This window comes from Amycolatopsis sp. NPDC049252 (assembly GCF_043197175.1).
Taxonomy (GTDB): Bacteria; Actinomycetota; Actinomycetes; order Mycobacteriales; family Pseudonocardiaceae; genus Amycolatopsis.
On the sequence record NZ_JBICSQ010000003.1, the window covers coordinates 1 to 20,172 of the forward strand.

A 20,172-nucleotide genomic window follows, 5' to 3' on the forward strand; every position below is an offset into this window, starting at 1 on the left:
CCCAGCACACCCGTCGCCCCGATCACCATCACCCGCATGTCCCTGACTCCTCTCGTCAGGGCCTGGACGAGACGGCGCCCGGGAGTGTGACTAGCCCGTGAGCTTCCCCACCTGATCCGGCGACGGGGCCTGGACGTCGACCGGGCCGCCCCACTCCGTGTAGCGGGTGGTGATCTTCGCGCCCGAGCCCGCGAGGATCGGCGAAAGGTCGAGGACGATCTGCAGCGGCCGGTGCGCGTCGTCGAGCCAGAGCTCGACCGGGAACTTGCCGCCCAGCTGCCCTACCTCGTCCGCGGACAGGCCTGCGGGCAGGTCGGCGCCGAGCTTCGCCAGGTCGAGGTCGACGCGGTAGTGCTCCGCGGCCGTGCCGCCGAGGTCGGTGCGCTCGGCCGAGATGATCGTGCCCGCCGTCCGCACCTCGCCGAGCGTGTGCGCCGGGTCGTTCTGCGCCGCCAGCTGCCCGAGGCTGCCGCCGAGCACCTGGGAGAACGGGTCCGTGCCGTCCGGGGCCACCTCGGCCCACGGCTTCCCGGCGCCGACCTGGTCGCGTGAGCCCTCCGGCACCTTCGCGTACAGCTTCCCGGCCACCAGCCGCAGCTCCATCGGCTCGCCGATGAAGTCGGTCGTCATCACCTGGGACGTCCCGCCGGCGCCGAACCGCGCCTGGCCCTGGCCCTTCGACCGGACCGAGCCGACGGCGACGTCCGTGGCGAACTTCGCCGACCCGCCGCTCGTGGTGGCCGCCGTGGCGGCGTCGGCCAAAGCCCGCGCGTCGGTGAACGCGGGCGGAGGTGAAGCGGAGCTGTCGCACGCGCCGGCGAGCAGGGCGAGCAGCAGCACGACGGCGGCTTTGCGCATGCGCCCACAAAAACACAGCGGCTCCCCCGAACCCGTTCGGGGGAGCCGCTGCTACGCACAGTCGCTGTCAGCGGCCGCCCTTGAGCAGCTCGCCGAGGTCGGCCACCTGGTCGGCGGGCGGGGCCACGACGTCGACCTGGGTGCCCCAGTCGGTGTACTTCATCGTGAACTTCGAGCTGTCCGCGCCGGGCACGCCCATGGCCTGCATCAGCGGGCCCTGGTCCATCGTGACCTGTACCGGCAGGTTGTCCTTGTCGAGCCAAAACTCGGCCGGGATCTTGACGTCCTTGCCCTTGAGCGTCTCCGCGACCTTCGCGCGGGTGGCCTCCGGCATCGACTTCGTGAACTCGTCGACCGACTTGGCGACGTCCATCTCGACGACGTAGTGGTTGACCTTCTGGCCGTTCAGCTCGGTCTGGTCCGACGAGACGATCCGGCCGGTCTTCGAGACCTGGTCGAGGATCTTGCTAGGGTCGCTCTGCTCCGCGGACTGCGAGCTGCTCCCCAGCATCTGCGAAAACGGGTCGTCGCCGCCCGGCGCGAACTTGATCCACTGCTTGCCCGAACCGAGCTGCTTGGCCTGCTCGGCCGGCATCTTGATGTAGAACGCGCCGTCGAGGATGCGGATCTCGGTCTCCTGGCCGGCCGCGCTCGACGTCATCGACATCTTGGTGTTCGCGCCGTCGAAGCTCATCGCGCCCGAGGCGGTCATCGACTGGCCGCCGACCGAGCTCTCCATGGTGAACTTCGCGGACTTGGACTTCTCGGTGCCCTGCTTCGACGCCGACGCGAGCTTGATGGCGTCGGTGAACGGCGAGGCGAGGCCGCTGCCGCCGTCCGCCTGCGACTGGCCGTTCGCACCGGCGGGCTGGGCCGTGCCGGTGGCGGCGTTGCCGCTGCACGCGGTCAGCGTGAGCACCAGCGCGGCGCCCGCGGCGACCAGGGTGGTCTTGCGCATTCGAATCCCCTCAGAGTCGGATCTTCCGCTCGGCATATCGCCTGATCGGGTGATTGGTTACCGATGTGACGATGACGGCGCCGCGCCGGTTCCGGTTGTCTCAGTCCTCGGTGGGGCGGGTCACATCGAGGCCGCCGCGTGACGCCAGCAGCCGCCGCAGCGACCCGAGGCGCTCGGCGCCCGCGCGGCCCTCGGTGACGACGTCGTCGAGCGCGCAGTCCGGGTCCTCCGGCGGGCCCAGGTGCCCGCAGCCCGACGGGCACTCCTCGGCGGCTGCGGCGAACTCCTCGAAGGCGTCGACGATGTCGTCCGCCGTGACGTGCGCCAGCCCGAACGACCGGACGCCGGGGGTGTCGATCACCCAGCCGCCGTCGGGCAGCGGCAGCGCCACCGCGGCGACGGACGTGTGCCGCCCCTTCCCGACCCCGCTCACCACGCCGACCGCCAGGTCGGCGTCCGGCACCAGGCGGTTGACCAGCGTGGACTTGCCGACGCCGGAGTGCCCGACCAGAGCGGTCACGCGGTCCTTGAGCATCTCGGCGAGACCTTCGGGCGTTTCGTCGTACCGGGAGACGATCGCCGGGATGTCGAGGCCCGCGTAGCCCGCCAGGAGCTCGTCGGGGCTGGCCAGGTCGGCCTTCGTCAGGCACAGCACCGGCTCGACGCCGCCCGCGTAGCAGGCGACGATGCAGCGGTCGATGAACCCGGTCCGCGGCGGCGGGTCGGCGAGCGCGGTGACGATCAGCAGCCGTTCGGCGTTCGCGACGACCAGCCGCTCGAACGGGTCGGTGTCGTCGGCCGTGCGCAGCAGGGAGCTGCTGCGGTCGTCGACGCGGATGATCCGGGCGAGGGTGTCCGGCTTGCCCGAGACGTCGCCGACGATGCCGACCCGGTCGCCGACCACCACCGGCGTCCGGCCCATCTCGCGGGCCCGCATCGCGGTGATCACCTGGCCGGGGTCGGCGTCGATCGCGCAGGTCCAGCGGCCGCGGTCCTTGCCGATGACCATCGCGGAGACGGCGTCGGCGTGCTCGGGACGGCGCTTGCTGCGGGGGCGGGTGCCCTTGCCGGGGCGTACGCGGACGTCGGACTCGTCCAGCTTGCTCCAGTCGTTCCGCGCCAAACCGTCCGCCTCCTGTGCACCGGTGCCACCCGAATGATCCCATGCCGCTCGCCAGGGCCCTGGCCTGCGTGTAACGATGGCGTCCCATCCGGTACGAGGAGGTTGGCGATGTGCGGCCGCTACGCCGCCACGAAGGACCCGGCGAAACTGATCGAGGAGTTCGAGGCGATCGACCTCACCGAAGGCCGCGCCCGGATCGACCACAACGTCGCGCCGACGAAGAACGTGGTCACCGTCGTGCAGCGGCACCCGCGTGACGACGAGGGTCAGGTCCTCGAGGACGAGCCCGCCGAGCGCTCGCTGCGGCTGATGAAGTGGGGCCTGGTGCCGTTCTGGGCCAAGGACCCGTCCGTCGGCTCGCGGATGATCAACACCCGCGCCGAGACGGCCGCCGAGAAGCCGGCCTTCCGCCGCGCGCTGGTGTCCCGCCGCTGCCTGGTGCCCGCCGACGGCTGGTTCGAGTGGCGCCGCACCGGCAAGGAGAAGGAGCCGTTCTACATGACCGGCCCCGGCGACGAGTCGCTCTCGTTCGGCGGGATCTGGGAGAGCTGGCACCCGAAGGACGACAAGGACGCGTCCCCGCTGATCACGTTCTCGATCATCACGACCGACGCCGCCGGGCAGCTCACCGACATCCACCACCGGATGCCGCTGATCGTGCCCCGGTCCCACTGGGACGGCTGGTTGGATCCGGACCGCGACGACGTCACCGACCTGCTGGTGCCCACGCCCGACGACATCGTCGCGTCGCTGGAGCTGCGGCCGGTGTCGAGCCAGGTCAACAACGTCCGCAACAACGGCCCGGAGCTGCTGGACCGCGTCGACCCGCAGCACGAAGCCGCTCTGTTCGATCCGCCGAAGTCATGACGGCCCTGCCGATCGAGACCGCGTACGGCCCGGCCCGGGTCTACCTGCACTGCGCCGAGGAAGGCGTGGCCGTGCTGATGCTGGGCCACGGCGCGGGTGGCGGCATCGGCGCGAAGGACCTGGTCGCGGTGACGCGCGCGGCGACCGCGGCCGGGGTGCACGTGGCGCTGGTCGAGCAGCCGTACCGGGTGGCGGGCCGTCGCGCCCCGGCCCCGGCGAACCAGCTGGACGCGGCCTGGCTGACGATCGCCGACGAGCTGTCGGAGCGCTTCGACGGCCTCCCGTTCGTCTTCGGCGGCCGCTCGTCGGGGGCCCGCGTGGCCTGCCGGACGGCGTCCGCCGGGCAGGCGGTGGCGGTGCTGTGCCTGGCCTTCCCCGAGCACCCGCCGGGCCGCCCGGAGAAGACCCGGCAGCCGGAGTTCGACGCGGTGGAGGTGCCGACGCTGGTGATCCAGGGGGAGCGCGACCCGTTCGGCCGTCCGAAGCCGGGCCCGCACCAGGAGCTGGTCCTGGTGGACGGCGACCACAGCCTGGGCAAGGACCTGGAAGCGATCTCCCGGGCGGCGACGGAGTGGCTGTCCCGGGTGCTGCGCCCGCTGGCCTGAGCGCGTTCTCGTGGAGGAAATTCCGCTGACCGGCGGGAACATGAACGCCGGTGTCGTCCGGGTCGGCGACACCGTGCGCCGGCCCGCGGGTTCGTGGACGCCGTCCGTGCACGCCCTGCTCGCGCACCTGCACTCGGTGGGCTTCCGCGGCGCGCCCCGGCCGCTGGGCCTGGACGAGCGCGGCCGGGAGGTCCTCGAGTTCATCTCCGGCGAGGTGACCTGGCCCGGCCGGACCGACCTGCTGGAACCCGATGCGACGATGATCGCGGTCGGCCGCCTGGTCCGGGACTTCCACGACGCGGTCGCCGGTTTCGTGCCGCCGCCGGGGGCATCGTGGCAGGTGCTGATCCCCGCGGACGGAGCCGAGATCATCGCCCACCACGACCTCGCGCCGTGGAACCTCGTGGTGGACGGGCCGCGCTGGGCGTTCATCGACTGGGACACCGCGGCGCCCGGCACCCGGCTGTGGGACCTCGCGTACACCGCGCAGACCTTCGCGCTGCTCCCGGAAAGGGTGCTGCCGACCCAGGCCGCCCGCCTGCGGCTGCTGATCGACGCCTACGGCCTGGACGAACGGCAACGTCGCGAACTGCTGCGCCTGCTCGCCCCGCGCACCCGCTCGATGCGCGACTTCCTGGCCGTTCAGGCCGAGGCCGGGACCGAACCCTGGACGACGCTCTGGAACGAAGGCCACGGCGACGACTGGCAGGCCCAGGCCGACCACCTCGAACGGCACCACGAGACCTGGGAACGCGCGCTGCTCACCTGAGAGCCGAGTTGTCCACAACGCCCTCGGCTGTCCACAGATTTGCCGACGAGGCCTTTCGCGCGCCGAATCCGGATACGCTGGACAGGGGCCGCCCCCCGGGACGGGTGGGGGCTGCCCGGCGGCGGGCGTGATCGCATTTGTGCAGGTCAGGCCGCGATCGGGGCCACCACCGCGCCGGTCAGCCGGATCAGGTCGCCCGGTGCCAGCTCCACTTCCAGCCCCCGCCGGCCGGCCGAGCAGAACACCGTGTCGAACTTCTCCGCGGAGGCGTCGATCATCACCGGAAGCCGGCTTCGGTGGCCCAACGGTGAAATCCCGCCCAGCACGTACCCCGTGGCCCGCTGGGCTGCCGCCGGGTCCGCCATCTTCGCCTTCTTGCCGCCCGCGGCGGCCGCCAGGCCCTTCAGGTCCAGCTGGCCGGTGACCGGGACCACGCCCACCGTCAACCGGCCGTCGACGTCCGCGACCAGGGTCTTGAACACCCGGGCGCGGTCCAGGCCGAGGGCCTCCACCGCCTCCAGGCCGTACGACTCCGCGCGCGGGTCGTGGTCGTACGCGTGCAGCGTGTGCGCCACCTTCTGCTTCGTCAGGAGCGCGGTCGCCGGGGTGCCCTTGCCAGCCATGGCACGGAAGTCTAGGGAATGCCCGCGTAGTCCGATCGGTTGTACCGGACGTGACCACAACCCTCGCCACCACGCGCTCTCGCAGCAGCCGCCGCCCTGAGGCACCGGCGACCCGCGGCGTGCCCGGCCCCCGCGTAAACTCGACGTCGCCGTATGCGTACACGCGCATCGACGCCGAGCGGGAAGGGAACGGTTTGCCGAGCACGCAGAACTCAGCGCCGGAAGAAGCGACCGAGGCGGAGCGCGCGGAGCGCTTCGAACGGGACGCCATGCCCCTGCTCGACCAGCTGTACTCGGCCGCGATGCGGATGACCCGCAACCCCGCCGACGCCGAGGACCTGGTCCAGGAGACCTACCTGAAGGCGTACGCCGCCTTCGCGTCGTTCAAGGCCGGCACGAACCTCAAGGCCTGGATGTACCGCATCCTGACCAACACCTACATCAACGGCTACCGCAAGCGGCAGCGGCAGCCGGTCCAGCAGCCCACCGAGGAGATCACGGACTGGCAGATCGCCAAGGCCGAGGCCCACACCTCGAGCGGGCTGCGGTCGGCCGAGGTCGAGGCGATGGACAACCTGCCCGACACCGACGTCAAGGCCGCCCTGCAGAAGCTGCCCGAGGAGTTCCGGCTGGCCGTCTACCTGGCCGACGTCGAGGGCTTCGCCTACAAGGAGATCGCCGAGATCATGGACACCCCCATCGGCACCGTGATGTCCCGCCTGCACCGCGGGCGCGCCCAGCTGCGTGACCTGCTCGCCGACGTCGCTCGCGAGCGCGGGTTCATCCGGGGAGCCAAGGAAGAGGTGGCCGGGCGATGAACGACATGTGCGAAGGCGCGTCCGACAAGGTCCGCTGCGAAGAGGCGCTCGCCGACATCTACCTGCTCCTCGACCGCGAGTGCAGCCCGGAGCGGGACGCCGCGCTCCGCCAGCACATCGACGACTGCCCGCCGTGCCTCGAGGAGTACGGCATCGACGAGCACATCAAGCAGCTGCTGCACCGCAAGTGCGGGGGAGATCTGGCCCCGGACGAGCTGAAGACCCGGCTGCGCGCGTCGATCCGCCAGACCGTCGCGTCCCGCGGCGGGGTGACGGTCGAGCGCACCGAGATCAGCATCGAGCAGCGCTCAGAGTAGCGCCCGAGCACGACGAAGGCCCCCGCGCGAGAGTGCGGGGGCCTTTTGCGTGCCGACGCCGGGATTCAGGAGTTGGGCTTACCGCCGTGGTTCGCGCTGTTCTTCTTCCGGCTGCGACGCTTGCGGGCGCGCTTCGACATGATTACTCCTCGTCGTGAAAAGTGGCCACGGCCGCGGCGCTGGCGCCTGCCGGGCTGGGGTCAACCTCTCAAGTGTGTCATGGTGCGTGGTTCTGGTTGGATGGGGTGGTCCGGGCGAAGCGCGAGGAGGGTGTCGATGGCCGAGATCAGGGCCGAAATGGTCGGCACCGTGCTCCAGGTCGTCGCGGAGCCGGGCGCCGCGCTGGCCGCCGGCGACACCGTGGTGATCCTGGAGTCGATGAAGATGGAGCTGCCCGCGGTGAGCGAAAAGGCGGGCACGCTGACCAGCCTCGCCGTGGCGAAGGGTGACCGCGTCCAACAGGGCGACGTCCTCGGGACGGTCGAGTAACGGTGTCGACGCTCGCCGAACTGCTCGCCGACAACACCGGACTGCCCGGGGAGGCGGCGGACCACCTCCAGACCGTCGTCGCCGAATGGCAGCTGCTGGCCGACCTGTCCTTCGCGGACTTCCTGCTCTGGGTCCCGGTGAGCGAGGAGCTGCAGCCCGACGGCGGTGACTTCGTCTGCGTCGCGCACGCCCGCCCGACGACCGCGCCGACCGCGCACCCCGAGGACGTCGTCGGCACGCGGTTCACGGTCCAGGAGCACCCGCAGCTGGCGAAGGCCATGCGCGAGGTGCGGATCTGCCGCGAAGAGGACCCGCACTGGTACCGCGACCTGCCGATGCGCCGCGAGGCGATCCCCGTGCGCTTCCACGACGACGTCGTCGCCGTGATGAGCCGCGAGACGAACCTGGCCGCGCCGCGGGTGCCGTCGCCGCTGGAGATCGCGTACCTGGGCAGCGCCGGCGACCTGTGCCAGATGATCGTCGACGGCACGTTCCCGCCGAGCGGCACCAACGCCACCGACACCCACACGTCGCCGCGGGTGGGTGACGGCCTGATCCGCCTCGACTCGAGCGGCACGGTCGTGTTCGCCAGCCCGAACGGCCTGTCCGCCTACCACCGGATGGGGCACGAGTCCGACCTGGTCGGCACGCGCCTGGCGCCGCTGACGCGCTCCCTGATCCGCGACCCGTTCGACGCGACCGAGGTGTCGCACCGGATCATCGAAGCCCTCGACGGGAAGCCGTCGAGCCGCACCGAGGCCGATTCGCGGCGCGGCGCCGTGGTGCTGTTCCGGGCGCTGCCGTTGCGCCCGGCCGGGCAGGCGGCGGGTGCCCTGGTGCTCGTCCGCGACGTCACCGAGGTGAAACGGCGTGACCGCGCGCTGCTGTCGAAGGACGCGACGATCCGCGAGATCCACCACCGGGTGAAGAACAACCTGCAGACGGTGGCGGCATTGCTGCGCCTGCAGTCCCGGCGGACGTCGTCGGAGGAGGCGCGGCTCGCGCTCGCCGAGTCGGTGCGGCGCGTGACGTCGATCGCGCTGGTCCACGAGGCGCTGTCGATCTCGGTCGACGAGCGCGTCGACCTCGACAAGCTGCTCGACAACGTGCTGCCGATGGTCGGCGAGGTCGCCACGGCGGAGTCGCAGGTCGGGCTGTCGCGCAAGGGCTCGTTCGGGGTGGTGGTCGCGGAGATCGCGACGCCGCTGGTGATGGTGCTGGCCGAGCTGGTGCAGAACGCGATCGAGCACGCCTTCCCGGCCGGCCGGTCGGGCAAGGTCGAGCTGATCGTCGAACGTTCGGCGCGCTGGCTGGACGTCGTCATCCGCGACAACGGCCGCGGCCTGCCGTCGGGGTTCTCGCTGGAGCGGTCCGACGGCCTGGGCCTGCAGATCGTCCGGACCCTGGTGGAGTCGGAGCTGCGCGGCTCGCTTTCCCTGCGGAAGGTGCGCGTGGAGGAGTCGTCGACCCGGGTGACCGGGACGGAAGCCGCGCTGCGGATCCCCCTTTCGCGGCGCTTGTAGACCCGTCGCGTTTGGACTTGATCAACGCCGGGGTACTCCGGACACGATGAAGGCCCGGCACCTGGGTGCAGGTGCCGGGCCGTTCAGCGTCTCGCGGGAGGACTTGAAGTCCTGGTGAGGTTTCAGCACACCCGTCGCCAGGTGGTTTCGACTCACTTGTTAAACTTGAGCTGGGTAGGTATCACCCCAGAGGGCCTGGACACAACAGTGCCAGCCCGGGCGAATTGCCTACGGTGCTCAGGTGTAGCTTTACTTGTACGTCAGGCGTTGGTACGCGTGCCGATGTGCGTGCGGCGGCGCTTGACTGCGCGTCGCTCGTCCTCGCTCATGCCGCCCCACACGCCGGCGTCCTGACCGCTGGCCAGAGCCCAGGCCAAGCAGTCGGAAGCGACGGTGCAGCGGTGGCACACGGCCTTCGCCTGAGCTACCTGCGACAGAGCAGGACCGCTGGTTCCCACCGGGAAGAACAGCTCGGGGTCCTCGTCTCGGCAGGCCGCGTCGTGGCGCCAGTCCATGTTCGTGAGCTCCTTCATATGGCGCGGGAGAGAGCCGCGCCACAGTCGTCATGGCGGTCGTGTTCTTGGGTGCTTGTGAATGCTTTCACGAAGCACTGCGTTCGACAAGTGTTTCTTGAAGATCGGTGAGTCAGCTCACCCGGCTGAGCGACACGTCTGACCTGCGGTTTCTCTCCGAAACAGCCACCCGAAGGGAAGGCTGATGCGGTGAGTGGAGCTTCTGTGTCGACGAACGGCAGGTTGCACTTTGCCGCAGGCGATCAGCGGTCCGGTCGTCACACGATCACTGTGAGTGCATCCGGGACGCTGAAGAACTCGACTCTGGTCCGCTGGCCGACGAGGTCGCCGTCCACCTGGAAGTTTACCGGTTCAGCTGCGTCGATGCGGATCATCGGCAGGTCGTCGTGACGCACGAGACGTTTGCCCTTTTGGTTGCTCTTCGTAGCCAAAGCACGGCGTACATGCTTGAACACCGTGGGCAACCCCAGACCGTTCAACGCGAACAGACCCAATCCCGTCTCGAACGAGCAACCCGGGTTGAGGTGGACCGGACGCTCGCCCAGGTAGCTCCACGGATCGGTGTTGGACACGAAAGCGGTCAGCGCTTCGGCGGGTTCCGCACCCGGGATGCGGATCGTGAGGGCCGGCCGGCCCAGCGGCGGCCGGAAGTAGGAGCGGATCGCGGCTCTCATGTAGAGGCCCGCGGTCGTCTGCTTGCCCCGGCGCTTGGCGACCCGGCCGACGACGTCGGCGTCCCAGCCGAGGCCGGAGTTGAAGGTGAACCAGTGCCCGTCGGCCAGGCCGAGCCCGACCCGGCGGGAGCGGTCGTTCTCCAGTGCGTTGAGCAGCTGGTGGGTGGCCTCGACGGGATCGGCCGAAATGCCGAGGGCGCGGGCGAACACGTTGGCCGAGCCGCCGGGCACGACACCCAGGGCGGGAACGCGCCCGATCTGGGTGGGATCACCGTCGGCGTCGGCCAGCAGGCCGTTGACGACCTCGTTGACCGTGCCGTCGCCGCCGTGGGCCACGACCAGGTCGATGCCGTCGCGCGCGGCCGAGCGCGCCACGGCCATCGCGTGGCCGCGGTAGTCCGTCTCGACCACGTCGAGCTTGACCTGGCTGGCGAGGGCGTGCGCCAGGACGTCCCGGCCACCGGCGGTGGTCGAGGTGGCCTGGGGGTTCACGACGAGGATTGCGCGCACTACCGCAGGGTAGGTGACGCTCACCGCCCCGAGAACCTCTCGACGGCCCAAGGTGACCGGAAGCACCGGTCGCGGCGACCCATTCGAACAGCACCGGTAACCCTGTGGCGGGCGGCCCTCCTTCACGTGGCGAGTGTCCGCTCGTCGTGACAAGTGCACCCGGGCCGACCGCCCGCTCATCGACGACACCTGAATTCTCAGCGCCCGGGCGGTCCTGCGAAAACGGCCGACCGGGTGGCATACGATCGAATCAGCTCACGCACGGTGACTCGCCCTGGTGGAGTCCACTGTGCTCACGCAAAGCACCTCGGCAATCACCTCTGGAAGGTCCCCGCTGTGAAGCTCTCGCCCGCTCCCCGTGAGGTCCGGCTGGCCGGCGTGGTCACCGCGGTGCCGTCGCTGGCGCTGCTGGTGTTCGGGGTGGTCGTGCTGGTCAACGGCCTGGGGTCACCGGCGCAGCCGGGCAACAACGTCTACGTCGAGTCCGGCACGTTCATCGTGGTGGCGCTGGCGTTCCTCGCCGCGTCGGCCGGGCTGGTCCTCGGCCAGACGTGGGCGCGCTCGCCGGGCGTGGTGATCGCGCTGATCGTGGTCGGCCTCGGCTGGTACCTGCTCGGCCCGTCCGGCGAGCCGGCCTGGGGCGTGCCGATCGCCCTGTTCGGCATCGCGACGCTGGTGCTGCTGTTCCGGGCCCCGTCCCGCGCCTGGGCCCTGGGCCTGCGCGAGGGCGAGACGGAGACGGAAGCCGCCGAGCGAGGCGGCCTCGCCGGCCGGCGCGCGGAGCGCGAAGGCCAAGACGAAGACTGACCCCCGGGCTGCCGCTGCCGAGAAGCCGTGAAGGCCTCCTTCCCGGCTGTAAGGGCCGGTAAGGAGGCCTTCACGGCTTTGGGTCAGGGGGTGCGGGCGTCAGGCTTGGGCGGCGAGGGTGTGGAGGGGCGCGTCCGTGAGGCGGTTGACCGTCCATTCGTCCATCGGGACCGCGCCGAGGGCCTTGTAGAACTCCGTGGCCGGGTTCCAGTCCAGGACCGACCACTCCAGCCGGCCGTAGCCGTTCGCGACGCACTCCGCCGCGAGCGCCGCCAGCAGGGCCTTGCCCAGGCCCGAGCCGCGGTGGGCGGGCAGGACGAACAGGTCCTCCAGGTAGATGCCGTGCACCCCGCGCCAGGTCGAGAAGTTCAGGAACCAGACCGTGAAGCCGGCGATCTCGCCGTCCACTTCGGCCACGTGGCCGAACAGCTTGGGTGCCTCGCCGAACAGGGCCTCGTGCAGCTGGGACGCCGTCAGGTGACACTCGTCCGGCGCGCGCTCGTACTCCGCGAGGGCGTACGCCAGGGCGACGGCGGCCTCGACGTCCTCGGGCCGGATGCGGCGGATGCGGTCGTCGGGCACGTCAGTCCTCCAGCGATGGCGGCAGGTTGAGGTGTTCGATCTGCGGTTCGCCGCGCTCGTCGCCGAGCACCGCGATGCCGGCGGCGTCCAGTCCGAAGTGGACGCCGGACGTGGCGGGCAGGTCCAGCCAGCGGGCCACCATGACCCGGCTGAAGTGCCCGTGACCGACCAGGATCACGTCGCCGGCCTCGATGTCGCGCCGTGCTCGCGCGAGCACGCGGTCCGCGCGGGCGCTGACCTGTTCGACGCTTTCCCCGCCGGGCACGGGGTGCGTCCAGACCGTCCAGCCCGGCACGGTTTCGCGGATCTGGGGCGTGGTGATGCCTTCGTAGTCGCCGTAGTCCCACTCGGCGAGGTCCTCGGTGACTTCGTCGACGCGCAGGCCGGCCAGCGCGGCCGTCCGCAGCGCGCGCTTGCGCGGGCTCGAGAGCACCAGCGACGGCCCGCCGAGCAGGCTCCGGAGGGTGCCACCCGCCGCGAGGGCCTGGCCTTCGCCCGCCGGGGTCAGCGGGATGTCCGTGCGCCCGGTGTGCCGCCCGTCGACCGACCATTCGGTCTGGCCGTGGCGGAGGAGGAACAGCCGATTTGCCACGGGCCGACTATATGCGGCGGTTTGCGCCCCGGCCGGGCGCCTGGTTGGCTACTCGCCAGTAGGCAAGCCGAGGGAGACGCATGACCGAGACGCCGACGTTCGCGATGTGGCGCAAGCTGGCCGGCAAGCCGGGCGGGAAACGGCTGTTCAGCGCCGCGATGTGCCTGCGTGTGCCCTACTTCGGCACGGTGCTGCCGTCGGTGCGCGAACTGCGTCCCGGCCACTGCGAGGTGAGCGCCCCGAAGTGGTGGGGTGTGCACAACCACATCCGCACGTTCCACGCGATCGCGGCCTGCAACCTCGCCGAGATCGCGATGGGCATGCTCGCCGAGGCGACGGTCCCGCCGACGCACCGCTGGCTGCCGAAGGGCATGAACGTCCAGTACGTCGCGAAGGCCGAGACGGGCCTGCGCGCGGTGGCGTCGCTGCCCGAACTGCCGGAGTTCGGCGACGAGGGGTTCGAGCTCCCGGTCCCGGTGACCATTTCCGACCGGCGTGGCCGGCCGGTGGTCACCGGGACGATCACCATCTGGGTGACCCCGAAGCGTTAGAGCGGCTTGTACTGCACGTACGACGCCTGCTGGAACGTGTTCTCGCCGGACGGCGACGGCAGGCCCAGCTTCCGGTCGACGAGCCTGCCGAGCGGGCCGCAGCCGTGCGTCGCCGGCAGCGCCAGGTCGGCGTCGATGACGCCGCGGTAGGCCGTCACCGGGTTCTGGGAAATCACCTTGGGCGGGATCGCCGGGTCGTCGTGGACGACGGTGTGCAACGGCTTCGCCGCGGTGCCGATGCTGCAGTCCTTGCCCAGCAAGGGATGGCGGAGCACGGCGTAGACGTCCAGCTCGCCCCGGCGCTCGTCGTTGCTCTGGAAGTCCGAGAACCCGCCGTAGCGCAGCTGGATCGTGGTGCCGGCCAGGCCGGGGACGCGCACCGGATTGTGCCGCAGCGCGCCGAACTCCTGGGCGTACTGGCCGTTCACCTGGCCTTCGCTGAAGGTCAGCCGCACTTCGCCGAGCGGGATCTCCTGTCCGCCGATGGTGAGTTTTCCTTGGGAGACAAAGGCTTCGCAGCGCCACGTGCCCGGGTCGGCGTTCGCGGGCGGTGCCGGGCAGTCGGCGAAGTCGAACGTCGGCAGTTCGTCGGCGTGGGCCGGCGAGGCGAACGCGAGCGTGGACCCCAGTGCGGCCGCGGCGACCCCGGCCGCGGCCAGAACGAGAAGTTTCATGGCGTCAGCCTGGCGAGGACGTCCGCCGAGGACATCCGGGATCGCCCCCAGGGGAAGGCCCGAGATTTCGCTCGACCGGGTGAAACAAAGTCCATTTAGTTAACACTGTTCACTCGATCCGTCACGATCGTGATCATGTCCCCCTTCACCCGCCGCCGCTTTCTCGGCCTCTCCGCGCTCAGCTCCGCCGCCGCCCTCGGGCTGACCAGCGTCTCGACGCGGTCCGCGAGCGCCACGCCGCTGCCCGGGTACGTCCCGGCCGTGGTGATCGGCACCGGCTACGGCGCCGCCGTGACGGCGTTGCGGCTCGGCGAGGCCGGCGTGCCCACTCTGATGCTCGAGATGGGCAAGCTTTGGACCACGCCGGGCGCCGACGGCAAGGTCTTCTGCCCGATGCTCACCCCGGACGAACGGTCGATGTGGTTCAAAAACCGCACCGAAGCGCCGCTCGCGTCGTTCCTCTGGCTCGACCTCGCCAACCGCGACATCAAGCGCTACGCCGGAGTGCTGGACAGGGTGAGCTACGGCGACATGGCCGTGTACCTCGGCCGCGGCGTCGGTGGCGGTTCCCTGGTCAACGGCGCGATGGCGGTGACGCCGAAGCGGTCCTACTTCGAGGAGATCCTGCCGCGGGTCGACGCCGAAGAGATGTACGGCAAGTACTTCCCGCGCGCCCGGGCCGGGCTCGGCGTCAACGTCGTCGACCCGCGGTGGTTCGAGACGTGCCGGTCCTACCAGTACGCCCGCGTCTCGCGGAAAGCCGCGCGCAAGGCCGGGTTCGGCACGGTGTTCGTGCCGAGCGTGTACGACATGGACTACCTGCGCCGCGAAGAGGCGGGCACCGTGCCGCGCTCGGCCGACGCGTCCGAGGTCATCTACGGCAACAACCACGGCAAGCGCTCGCTCGACAAGTCCTACCTCGCCGCCGCGCTCGGCACCGGCCACGTGACCATCCAGACGCTGCACGAGGTCCGCGAGATCATCCACCAGCCCGGCGGCGCGTACACCCTGGTCGTGCGTGAGATCGACGAGCACGGCACGGTGCTCGCCACCAAGCACGTCACCACGAAGCACCTGTTCCTCGGCGCGGGCAGCCTCGGCTCGACCGAGCTGCTGGTGCGCGCCCGCGACACCGGACGGCTCCCGGCGCTCGACGAGCGGGTCGGGCAGGGCTGGGGTACCAACGGCAACGTCATGCTCGGGCGCGCCAACCACCTCTGGGACACCACCGGCAGCCTGCAGGCCGGGATGCCCGCGCTCGGCATCGACAACTGGGCCGACCCGGTGCACCCGGCGTTCGCCGAGATCGCGCCGGTGCCGGCCGGCATCGAGACCTGGGTGAGCCTCTACCTGGCGATCACCAAGAACCCCGAGCGCGGCCACTTCACCTACGACGCCGCGAGCGACTCGGCCAAGCTGCGCTGGACGGCGTCGCAGGGGCAGCCGTCGATCGACGCCGCGAAGGCGTTGTTCGACCAGATCAACCGGGCGAACCGGACGATCTACCGGTACGACCTGTTCGGCGACACGCGGCCGTTCGAGAACCGCTTCACCTATCACCCGCTGGGCGGGCTGGTGCTGGGTGAGGCGACCGACGACTACGGCCGGGTCCGGGGCTACCGGAACCTGTACGTCACCGACGGCTCGCTGATCCCGGGCAGCACCGGTGTCAACCCGTTCGTGACGATCACGGCGCTGGCCGAACGCAACATCGAGCGCGTCCTCGCCGAGGACGTCAAGGGCTGAGCTTCGCCAGTGAGTCGGTGAACTCACTGCCGACGCCGTCGAAGAACGACGCGTCGGCGGCCTCGACGTCTTTCAGCGCCTTCGCGACCAGCTCCAGGCCCGGCGCGGTGATCCGGAGCCGCTTCGCGCGGGCGTCGGCCGGGTCGTCCGCACGCTCCAGCAGCCCGCGTTCGGCGAGCTTGCGGACGACCTGGCTGGTCATCATCGTGTCGGTGCCGGCCTGCTCGGCCAGCTGCCGCTGGGTCGGTGCCTCACCGGAGCGGGTGAGCCACCACGTGGTGGTCAGCAGCACGAACTGGACGTGCGTGAGGTCGTGCGGGGCCAGCGCGGCCCGCATCGCCCGCTGCCAGGCCAGCGTCACGCGCCACAGCAGGAAGCCGGGGCTGCGGTCGGGGCCGGGCAGACGGGACTCGGGGGCGGTCATACCCGCGATGCTTCAGCAAGTCGGGCCAGCGCGCGCATCGCGTCCGGGGTGTCTTCGGTGACCTGCGGACCCAGCTCTTCCGGGCCGTCGATGGTGACGCGGTAGGTGATCTCCGTGCCGCCGCCGACCTCGGTGAGGACGTGCTCGAACCGCAGCAGCGCGTCCGGCAGGCGGGTCTCGTCGGTGAAGCTCCGGCCGCCGGTGACCTCGGTCAGGGTGAACGGGATGGGCGGCATGCCGTCCATCGTCATGGTGCCGCTGACGCCGGCCTCGAACGGACCGTCGAGGACGACCGAGCGGACGCCGGCGTCCCACTCCGGCCAGCGGGCGGTGTCGGCCCAGAGCGGCCAGATGGCGGCGGCGGGGGCGGTGGACGTCTCGGTGTGGGTGTACTCGTAAAGTGCCATGCGGGCAGACTATATGTGCGCATACTAAATCCGCAAGGTCTCCGCCCGAGGCGGCGCGAACGCGGTCAGCGGGCCGAGCGCAGCTTGTCGTAGTACGCGACGCAGTCGTCGTACGCCGGGAGCAGTCCCTGCTCCTGCGCCTCGGCCAGCGTCGGGGCGTTGCGGTCCTTCTCGGACAGGACGTGCGCGACGTCCGACGGCCACGGCAGGTCCAGCGCCGGATCGAGCGGGGTGATCCCGTGTTCGCCGCCCGGGTTGTAGGGCTCGGAGCAGAGGTAGGCCATCGCGGTGCCGTCCTCGAGCGCGATGAAGCCGTGTCCGAGGCCTTCGGCGAGGTACACGGCGTTGTACCGGTCGGCGTCGAGCCGCACGGCGTCCCACTGGCCGAACGTCGGCGAGCCCGCCCGTACGTCGACGATGACGTCGAGCAGCGAGCCGTTGGCGCAGTAGACGTACTTCGCCTGGCCCGGCGGGGTGTCGGCGAAGTGGACGCCGCGGATCGTGCCGCGGCGGGACACGCTGTGGTTGGACTGGCCGAGCCGGAGCGGGTGGCCGGCCGCCTCGCGGAAGGCGTCTTCCTGGAAGGGGGCGGTGAACAGGCCCCGGTCGTCGGGGAACGCCCGGGGGGTGAACTCGAAGGCGTCCGGGACGCGCAGCCGGCGGAATTGCATGGCTTCACCTTATCGGGCGCCAAGAAAACCGGACGGACGTCTTGGGAATTGGGGAAACCGGGGAATGTGTGACGTCAACCGCACCGAGGGGTCACCGGTGGCCGGGCTCCTGTCACAATGACGGGACCGCCGCGTCCGCGGCCATCGCCACACCCACGGCACCGATGGCCGACGAGACGCTTCGCCGACAGGCCGGCGCTACCGCGCTGGGCTGCCGTGCCGGAGGAGAACACCAGGTAGACAGGTGTTTCTTCGCCTGCTGCCTGGTCCCCCCGCTCGCAGGCCCAGGAGAATTCCAGTGACCCACGTTCGAACCGCGAGTTCCGTCATTCCCACTGAGGGAATGACGGAAACGACGACAGGAAACCCCATGAACGACCCCTCCGGCACCGTTGCGCCGGTCACCGACGAAGAGATCTTCACCGGGCACGAGGGCGGCAAGCTCTCGGTGGCGGCCACCCGCCCGATTTCCAGCCCGCGTGACCTTTCGATCGCCTACACCCCCGGTGTGGCGAAGGTGAGCCGCGCGATCGCCGAGGACGCGGCCAAGGCCAAGCGGTACACGTGGGCGGACCGGCTGGTCGTCGTGGTGAGCGACGGCACGGCGGTGCTCGGGCTCGGCGACATCGGCGCCAGCGCGTCGCTGCCGGTCATGGAAGGCAAGTCGGTCCTGTTCAAGACGTTCGGCGGACTCGACTCGATCCCGCTGGTGCTGGACACCACCGACGTCGACGAAATCGTCGAAACCCTGGTGCGGCTCCGCCCGTCGTTCGGCGCCGTCAACCTCGAAGACGTCTCCGCGCCGCGCTGCTTCGAGCTGGAGGACAAGCTCAAGGAGGCGCTCGACTGCCCGGTCATGCACGACGACCAGCACGGCACGGCGATCGTCACGCTGGCCGCGCTGCGCGGGGCGAACCTGGTGCTGGACCGGGCGATCGCCGACCAGCGCGTGGTCATCTCCGGGGCCGGCGCGGCGGGGGTGGCCTGCGCGCGGATCCTGCAGGAGGCCGGCATCGGCGACGTCACCGTGCTCGACTCGCGCGGCGTCCTCCACACCGGCCGCGACGGCCTGAACCCGATCAAGGCGCACCTGGCGCGGACGACGAACAAGGCCGGGATCCAGGGCGGCCTGGCGGACGCACTCGAAGGCGCGGACGTCTTCCTCGGCCTGTCCGGCGCGACGATCGACGAGACGCTGCTGGGCCGCATGGCGGGCGGCGGCATCGTGTTCGCACTGTCCAATCCGGACCCGGAGGTCCACCCGGACGTCGCGGCGCGCTACGCGTCGATCGTGGCGACGGGCCGCAGCGACTTCCCGAACCAGATCAACAACGTGCTGGCGTTCCCGGGTGTCTTCCGCGGCGCGCTGGACTCCGGCGCGCGGGCGATCACCGAGAACATGAAGCTCGCGGCCGCCGAGGCGATCGTCTCGGTCGCGATGGACGACCTGGGCCCGGACCGCATCGTCCCGAGCCCGCTCGACCCGCGCGTGGCCCCCGAGGTGGCGGCCGCGGTGGCGAAGGCCGCGGAAGCGGACGGCGTCACCGCCTGACGTTCGCGCTCGAAGGCGGCACTTTCCCGGGAAAGTGCCGCCTTCGGCGCGTTCAGAGGCCGAGCAGGGCGGGGAGGCGGTGGCGGGGGACGTCGACCAGGCGCAGGTCCTGCAGGTCTTCGGGGACGTCGAGGGAGACGTTCGCCAGGCGGGCGTGGGCTCGGGTCAGCACCTCGCTCTGGTGCTCCACCGCGTCCGCGACCACCACCGCGTGCCGGTTGTCCGGCGTGCTCCGCAGGTACCGCAGCGTGTACTTGCCCGCGACCAGCGCCGAAAGGGCCGTCTGGGACGCCTGGTCCGCCAGGTCCGGGTGCGCGTTCGGCAGCAGCATCGCGAGCCGCCGGGCGTTCGTGCCCAGGAGGGTGCGCAGCAGCCACGGGCCCGGGTCGGCCGAGAGGTCCATCGCGACCGCGTCCCCCTCGGGCCCGGAGATCGACCAGTCCACCGGGCGCGACTCGAACGACAGCCCGCCCGCGACGGCGATCTCCTTCAGCTTCTCCAGCAGCGCCGGTTTCGTCCCGGCCGCTTCGACCGATTGCGGTCCGTGCGTGTAGATCGCCTTGCCACTGCGGACTTTCTTGGCCTTCGCGGTCGGCTGGCAGACGTACAGGTCCGCCGCGCTGCCGATCGCCTGCGCGCCGAAGTAGCTGTTGAAGCCCGGCAGGATCGCCTCGAACGTCAGCCCGAGCGTCGCCAGCGAGCGCTGCACCTGCGCGCCCAGCGCCGGGTGCCGCGGGCTGTAGCCGTACGCGAACAGCAGCCGCCCCTCGCTCGGCTCCCGCAGCGCCTGCACCCCGCGCGCGGCGAACAGGCCCATGCCCTCCGGCGTGTACGGCGGGTCGCTGAACACCAGGTCGGCGCGGCCGGCCACGGCGGGCGGCAGGCCCACGCGCAGGTCCGCGTGCGCGGTCCTGATCTCCCCGGCGCCGCGGTCGTCCAGGTAGGCGAGCACGCGCTCGTCGAGGTCCACGACGGTCAGCGTCGCCGACGGGCAAACCGCCCGCACCGCCAGCGACGTCAGGTCGTGGTCGCCGAGGAACAGCAGGTTCGCCGACGCCAGGTCGTAGCGCGCGTCCAGCCACAGCGCGCGGCGCAGCACCGTTTCCGGGGTGGCCTGCACGTGGTCGAGCGCGGCCAGCGGCGGCGGCACCTCGGCCACCCACTCGGCGATCTTCGGCAGCAACTCGTGCGTGGCCACGGCTTCGTCGAGCGGGTCGGCGTAGCGGGGCGCGCTGTACCGCAGGTACGACGCGGCGACCCCCGGGGACAGGCGCAGCCGGTCGCCGCTGCGGTCGAGGTCGTCGCCCAACGCCGCGAGGACGTCCTCCACGCTGCGCCGCGGCGCGGCGCTCAGCCGGACCAGCTCACCGAGGTCGTGGTCGCCGGTGCGCAACAGGTCGATGACGCGGTACAACGGGCGGACGCCGACGCCGTGCGCGGCGAGGACGTCGTCGAGTGCCTTCACGGGCCACGAGCTTAGGCGCCCGCTCGCCACCTGC

25 protein-coding genes are annotated in these 20,172 nt (G+C 71.0%); 11 read left to right on the forward strand and 14 right to left on the reverse strand.

Annotated features, from left to right (window positions below; all coding sequences use genetic code 11):
- Window positions 1-90: 90 nt before the first annotated feature.
- From ACGFMK_RS05415 to rsgA, 3 genes are all read right to left on the reverse strand, one after another.
- Complete coding sequence (locus ACGFMK_RS05415) at window positions 91-858, reverse strand: hypothetical protein (protein ID WP_392758663.1); 768 nt, start codon at window positions 856-858, stop codon at window positions 91-93.
- A gap of 67 nt (window positions 859-925) precedes the next feature.
- Window positions 926-1,816 (reverse strand): hypothetical protein, encoded by an 891-nt coding sequence (locus ACGFMK_RS05420; protein ID WP_392758665.1) that lies wholly within the window; start codon window positions 1,814-1,816, stop codon window positions 926-928.
- Between the two features lie 100 nt (window positions 1,817-1,916).
- Window positions 1,917-2,939: a ribosome small subunit-dependent GTPase A gene (gene rsgA / locus ACGFMK_RS05425; RefSeq protein WP_392758667.1), complete on the reverse strand. Its 1,023-nt coding sequence runs from the start codon at window positions 2,937-2,939 to the stop codon at window positions 1,917-1,919.
- A gap of 108 nt (window positions 2,940-3,047) precedes the next feature.
- Between rsgA and ACGFMK_RS05430 the strand changes: the two genes are divergently transcribed.
- Genes ACGFMK_RS05430 through ACGFMK_RS05440 form a run of 3 tightly spaced genes read left to right on the forward strand, consistent with a single transcriptional unit; the run spans window position 3,048 to window position 5,180 of the window.
- Window positions 3,048-3,806 carry an SOS response-associated peptidase gene (locus tag ACGFMK_RS05430; protein WP_392758669.1) on the forward strand — a complete coding sequence of 253 codons (759 nt, stop codon included), beginning with the start codon at window positions 3,048-3,050 and terminating at the stop codon, window positions 3,804-3,806.
- Entirely contained in the window at window positions 3,803-4,411 is a 609-nt protein-coding gene (locus ACGFMK_RS05435; protein WP_392758670.1) for an alpha/beta family hydrolase, read from the forward strand. Before ACGFMK_RS05430 ends, ACGFMK_RS05435 begins: the two co-directional genes overlap by 4 nt.
- A gap of 10 nt (window positions 4,412-4,421) precedes the next feature.
- Window positions 4,422-5,180, forward strand: a complete 759-nt coding sequence (locus ACGFMK_RS05440; protein WP_392758671.1) for a phosphotransferase — start codon at window positions 4,422-4,424, stop codon at window positions 5,178-5,180.
- Between the two features lie 146 nt (window positions 5,181-5,326).
- Here the strand turns inward: ACGFMK_RS05440 and ybaK are convergent, their stop codons facing one another.
- Window positions 5,327-5,803 carry a Cys-tRNA(Pro) deacylase gene (gene ybaK / locus ACGFMK_RS05445; RefSeq protein WP_392758674.1) on the reverse strand — a complete coding sequence of 159 codons (477 nt, stop codon included), beginning with the start codon at window positions 5,801-5,803 and terminating at the stop codon, window positions 5,327-5,329.
- Window positions 5,804-5,997: 194 nt separating this feature from the next.
- On the opposite strand from ybaK, the gene ACGFMK_RS05450 reads away from it, so the two are divergent.
- Window positions 5,998-6,621: a sigma-70 family RNA polymerase sigma factor gene (locus tag ACGFMK_RS05450; RefSeq protein WP_323325613.1), complete on the forward strand. Its 624-nt coding sequence runs from the start codon at window positions 5,998-6,000 to the stop codon at window positions 6,619-6,621.
- The gene (gene rsrA / locus ACGFMK_RS05455) at window positions 6,618-6,938 is read left to right on the forward strand and encodes a mycothiol system anti-sigma-R factor (RefSeq protein WP_323323223.1); all 321 of its coding nucleotides are present in this window, start codon (window positions 6,618-6,620) and stop codon (window positions 6,936-6,938) included. The genes ACGFMK_RS05450 and rsrA overlap by 4 nt, the downstream gene beginning before the upstream one ends.
- 65 nt (window positions 6,939-7,003) lie before the next feature.
- On the opposite strand, the gene ACGFMK_RS05460 is transcribed toward rsrA, so the two are convergent.
- The gene (locus ACGFMK_RS05460; RefSeq protein ID WP_371827656.1) at window positions 7,004-7,078 is read right to left on the reverse strand and encodes a 50S ribosomal protein bL37; all 75 of its coding nucleotides are present in this window, start codon (window positions 7,076-7,078) and stop codon (window positions 7,004-7,006) included.
- 136 nt (window positions 7,079-7,214) lie between these two features.
- On the opposite strand from ACGFMK_RS05460, the gene ACGFMK_RS05465 reads away from it, so the two are divergent.
- Together ACGFMK_RS05465 and ACGFMK_RS05470 are read left to right on the forward strand one after the other, a co-directional pair.
- Window positions 7,215-7,427: a biotin/lipoyl-binding carrier protein gene (locus tag ACGFMK_RS05465; RefSeq protein ID WP_392758676.1), complete on the forward strand. Its 213-nt coding sequence runs from the start codon at window positions 7,215-7,217 to the stop codon at window positions 7,425-7,427.
- A gap of 2 nt (window positions 7,428-7,429) precedes the next feature.
- The gene (locus tag ACGFMK_RS05470; protein ID WP_392758678.1) at window positions 7,430-8,950 is read left to right on the forward strand and encodes a sensor histidine kinase; all 1,521 of its coding nucleotides are present in this window, start codon (window positions 7,430-7,432) and stop codon (window positions 8,948-8,950) included.
- A 260-nt stretch (window positions 8,951-9,210) separates the two neighbouring features.
- On the opposite strand, the gene ACGFMK_RS05475 is transcribed toward ACGFMK_RS05470, so the two are convergent.
- Window positions 9,211-9,465: a WhiB family transcriptional regulator gene (locus ACGFMK_RS05475; protein ID WP_284744379.1), complete on the reverse strand. Its 255-nt coding sequence runs from the start codon at window positions 9,463-9,465 to the stop codon at window positions 9,211-9,213.
- Between the two features lie 275 nt (window positions 9,466-9,740).
- Window positions 9,741-10,667, reverse strand: a complete 927-nt coding sequence (locus ACGFMK_RS05480; protein ID WP_392758679.1) for a diacylglycerol/lipid kinase family protein — start codon at window positions 10,665-10,667, stop codon at window positions 9,741-9,743.
- Between the two features lie 336 nt (window positions 10,668-11,003).
- Here ACGFMK_RS05480 and ACGFMK_RS05485 point away from each other — a divergent pair, with 336 nt between their 5' ends.
- Complete coding sequence (locus ACGFMK_RS05485) at window positions 11,004-11,474, forward strand: hypothetical protein (RefSeq protein ID WP_392758680.1); 471 nt, start codon at window positions 11,004-11,006, stop codon at window positions 11,472-11,474.
- 99 nt (window positions 11,475-11,573) lie between these two features.
- Here the strand turns inward: ACGFMK_RS05485 and ACGFMK_RS05490 are convergent, their stop codons facing one another.
- Both ACGFMK_RS05490 and ACGFMK_RS05495 read right to left on the reverse strand, forming a co-directional pair.
- A complete protein-coding gene (locus ACGFMK_RS05490) occupies window positions 11,574-12,056 on the reverse strand; it encodes a GNAT family N-acetyltransferase (RefSeq protein ID WP_392758681.1) in 483 nt (160 codons plus the stop codon).
- A 1-nt stretch (window position 12,057) separates the two neighbouring features.
- Window positions 12,058-12,648, reverse strand: a complete 591-nt coding sequence (locus tag ACGFMK_RS05495; protein WP_392758683.1) for an acid phosphatase — start codon at window positions 12,646-12,648, stop codon at window positions 12,058-12,060.
- A gap of 80 nt (window positions 12,649-12,728) precedes the next feature.
- On the opposite strand from ACGFMK_RS05495, the gene ACGFMK_RS05500 reads away from it, so the two are divergent.
- Window positions 12,729-13,199, forward strand: coding sequence for a hotdog fold domain-containing protein (locus tag ACGFMK_RS05500; RefSeq protein ID WP_392758685.1), 471 nt, complete (start codon window positions 12,729-12,731; stop codon window positions 13,197-13,199).
- Here ACGFMK_RS05500 and ACGFMK_RS05505 read toward each other — a convergent pair.
- Window positions 13,196-13,873 carry a hypothetical protein gene (locus tag ACGFMK_RS05505; protein WP_392758687.1) on the reverse strand — a complete coding sequence of 226 codons (678 nt, stop codon included), beginning with the start codon at window positions 13,871-13,873 and terminating at the stop codon, window positions 13,196-13,198. The two genes, ACGFMK_RS05500 and ACGFMK_RS05505, sit on opposite strands and share 4 nt — an antisense overlap.
- Window positions 13,874-14,008: 135 nt before the next feature.
- On the opposite strand from ACGFMK_RS05505, the gene ACGFMK_RS05510 reads away from it, so the two are divergent.
- Window positions 14,009-15,619 carry a GMC oxidoreductase gene (locus ACGFMK_RS05510; protein ID WP_392758689.1) on the forward strand — a complete coding sequence of 537 codons (1,611 nt, stop codon included), beginning with the start codon at window positions 14,009-14,011 and terminating at the stop codon, window positions 15,617-15,619.
- Here the strand turns inward: ACGFMK_RS05510 and ACGFMK_RS05515 are convergent.
- From ACGFMK_RS05515 to rfbC, 3 genes are all read right to left on the reverse strand, one after another.
- A complete protein-coding gene (locus ACGFMK_RS05515; protein WP_392758690.1) occupies window positions 15,609-16,043 on the reverse strand; it encodes a MarR family winged helix-turn-helix transcriptional regulator in 435 nt (144 codons plus the stop codon). The genes ACGFMK_RS05510 and ACGFMK_RS05515 overlap by 11 nt on opposite strands.
- Complete coding sequence (locus ACGFMK_RS05520; RefSeq protein WP_392758691.1) at window positions 16,040-16,450, reverse strand: SRPBCC family protein; 411 nt, start codon at window positions 16,448-16,450, stop codon at window positions 16,040-16,042. The genes ACGFMK_RS05515 and ACGFMK_RS05520 overlap by 4 nt, the downstream gene beginning before the upstream one ends.
- 65 nt (window positions 16,451-16,515) lie before the next feature.
- The gene (rfbC, locus tag ACGFMK_RS05525) at window positions 16,516-17,121 is read right to left on the reverse strand and encodes a dTDP-4-dehydrorhamnose 3,5-epimerase (protein WP_392758693.1); all 606 of its coding nucleotides are present in this window, start codon (window positions 17,119-17,121) and stop codon (window positions 16,516-16,518) included.
- Between the two features lie 370 nt (window positions 17,122-17,491).
- Here rfbC and ACGFMK_RS05530 point away from each other — a divergent pair, with 370 nt between their 5' ends.
- On the forward strand, window positions 17,492-18,673 hold the full coding sequence (locus tag ACGFMK_RS05530; RefSeq protein ID WP_392758695.1) for an NADP-dependent malic enzyme: 1,182 nt from the start codon (window positions 17,492-17,494) through the stop codon (window positions 18,671-18,673).
- A 52-nt stretch (window positions 18,674-18,725) separates the two neighbouring features.
- Here ACGFMK_RS05530 and ACGFMK_RS05535 read toward each other — a convergent pair whose 3' ends face one another.
- A complete protein-coding gene (locus ACGFMK_RS05535; RefSeq protein WP_392758696.1) occupies window positions 18,726-20,138 on the reverse strand; it encodes a bis-aminopropyl spermidine synthase family protein in 1,413 nt (470 codons plus the stop codon).
- Window positions 20,139-20,172 lie beyond the last annotated feature (34 nt).

Excerpts from the sequence above, each read along its gene's own strand:
- ACGFMK_RS05530 (WP_392758695.1), top strand. The coding sequence starts at position 17,492 with ATGAACGACCCCTCCGGCACCGTTGCGCCGGTCACCGACGAAGAGATC.
- ACGFMK_RS05430 (WP_392758669.1), top strand. The coding sequence starts at position 3,048 with ATGTGCGGCCGCTACGCCGCCACGAAGGACCCGGCGAAACTGATCGAG.
- ACGFMK_RS05510 (WP_392758689.1), top strand. The coding sequence starts at position 14,009 with ATGTCCCCCTTCACCCGCCGCCGCTTTCTCGGCCTCTCCGCGCTCAGC.
- ACGFMK_RS05520 (WP_392758691.1), bottom strand. The coding sequence starts at position 16,450 with ATGGCACTTTACGAGTACACCCACACCGAGACGTCCACCGCCCCCGCC.
- rsrA (WP_323323223.1), top strand. The coding sequence starts at position 6,618 with ATGAACGACATGTGCGAAGGCGCGTCCGACAAGGTCCGCTGCGAAGAG.
- ACGFMK_RS05505 (WP_392758687.1), bottom strand. The coding sequence starts at position 13,873 with ATGAAACTTCTCGTTCTGGCCGCGGCCGGGGTCGCCGCGGCCGCACTG.
- ACGFMK_RS05465 (WP_392758676.1), top strand. The coding sequence starts at position 7,215 with ATGGCCGAGATCAGGGCCGAAATGGTCGGCACCGTGCTCCAGGTCGTC.
- ACGFMK_RS05415 (WP_392758663.1), bottom strand. The coding sequence starts at position 858 with ATGCGCAAAGCCGCCGTCGTGCTGCTGCTCGCCCTGCTCGCCGGCGCG.
- ACGFMK_RS05435 (WP_392758670.1), top strand. The coding sequence starts at position 3,803 with ATGACGGCCCTGCCGATCGAGACCGCGTACGGCCCGGCCCGGGTCTAC.
- ACGFMK_RS05475 (WP_284744379.1), bottom strand. The coding sequence starts at position 9,465 with ATGGACTGGCGCCACGACGCGGCCTGCCGAGACGAGGACCCCGAGCTG.
- ACGFMK_RS05420 (WP_392758665.1), bottom strand. The coding sequence starts at position 1,816 with ATGCGCAAGACCACCCTGGTCGCCGCGGGCGCCGCGCTGGTGCTCACG.
- rfbC (WP_392758693.1), bottom strand. The coding sequence starts at position 17,121 with ATGCAATTCCGCCGGCTGCGCGTCCCGGACGCCTTCGAGTTCACCCCC.
- ybaK (WP_392758674.1), bottom strand. The coding sequence starts at position 5,803 with ATGGCTGGCAAGGGCACCCCGGCGACCGCGCTCCTGACGAAGCAGAAG.
- ACGFMK_RS05515 (WP_392758690.1), bottom strand. The coding sequence starts at position 16,043 with ATGACCGCCCCCGAGTCCCGTCTGCCCGGCCCCGACCGCAGCCCCGGC.
- ACGFMK_RS05500 (WP_392758685.1), top strand. The coding sequence starts at position 12,729 with ATGACCGAGACGCCGACGTTCGCGATGTGGCGCAAGCTGGCCGGCAAG.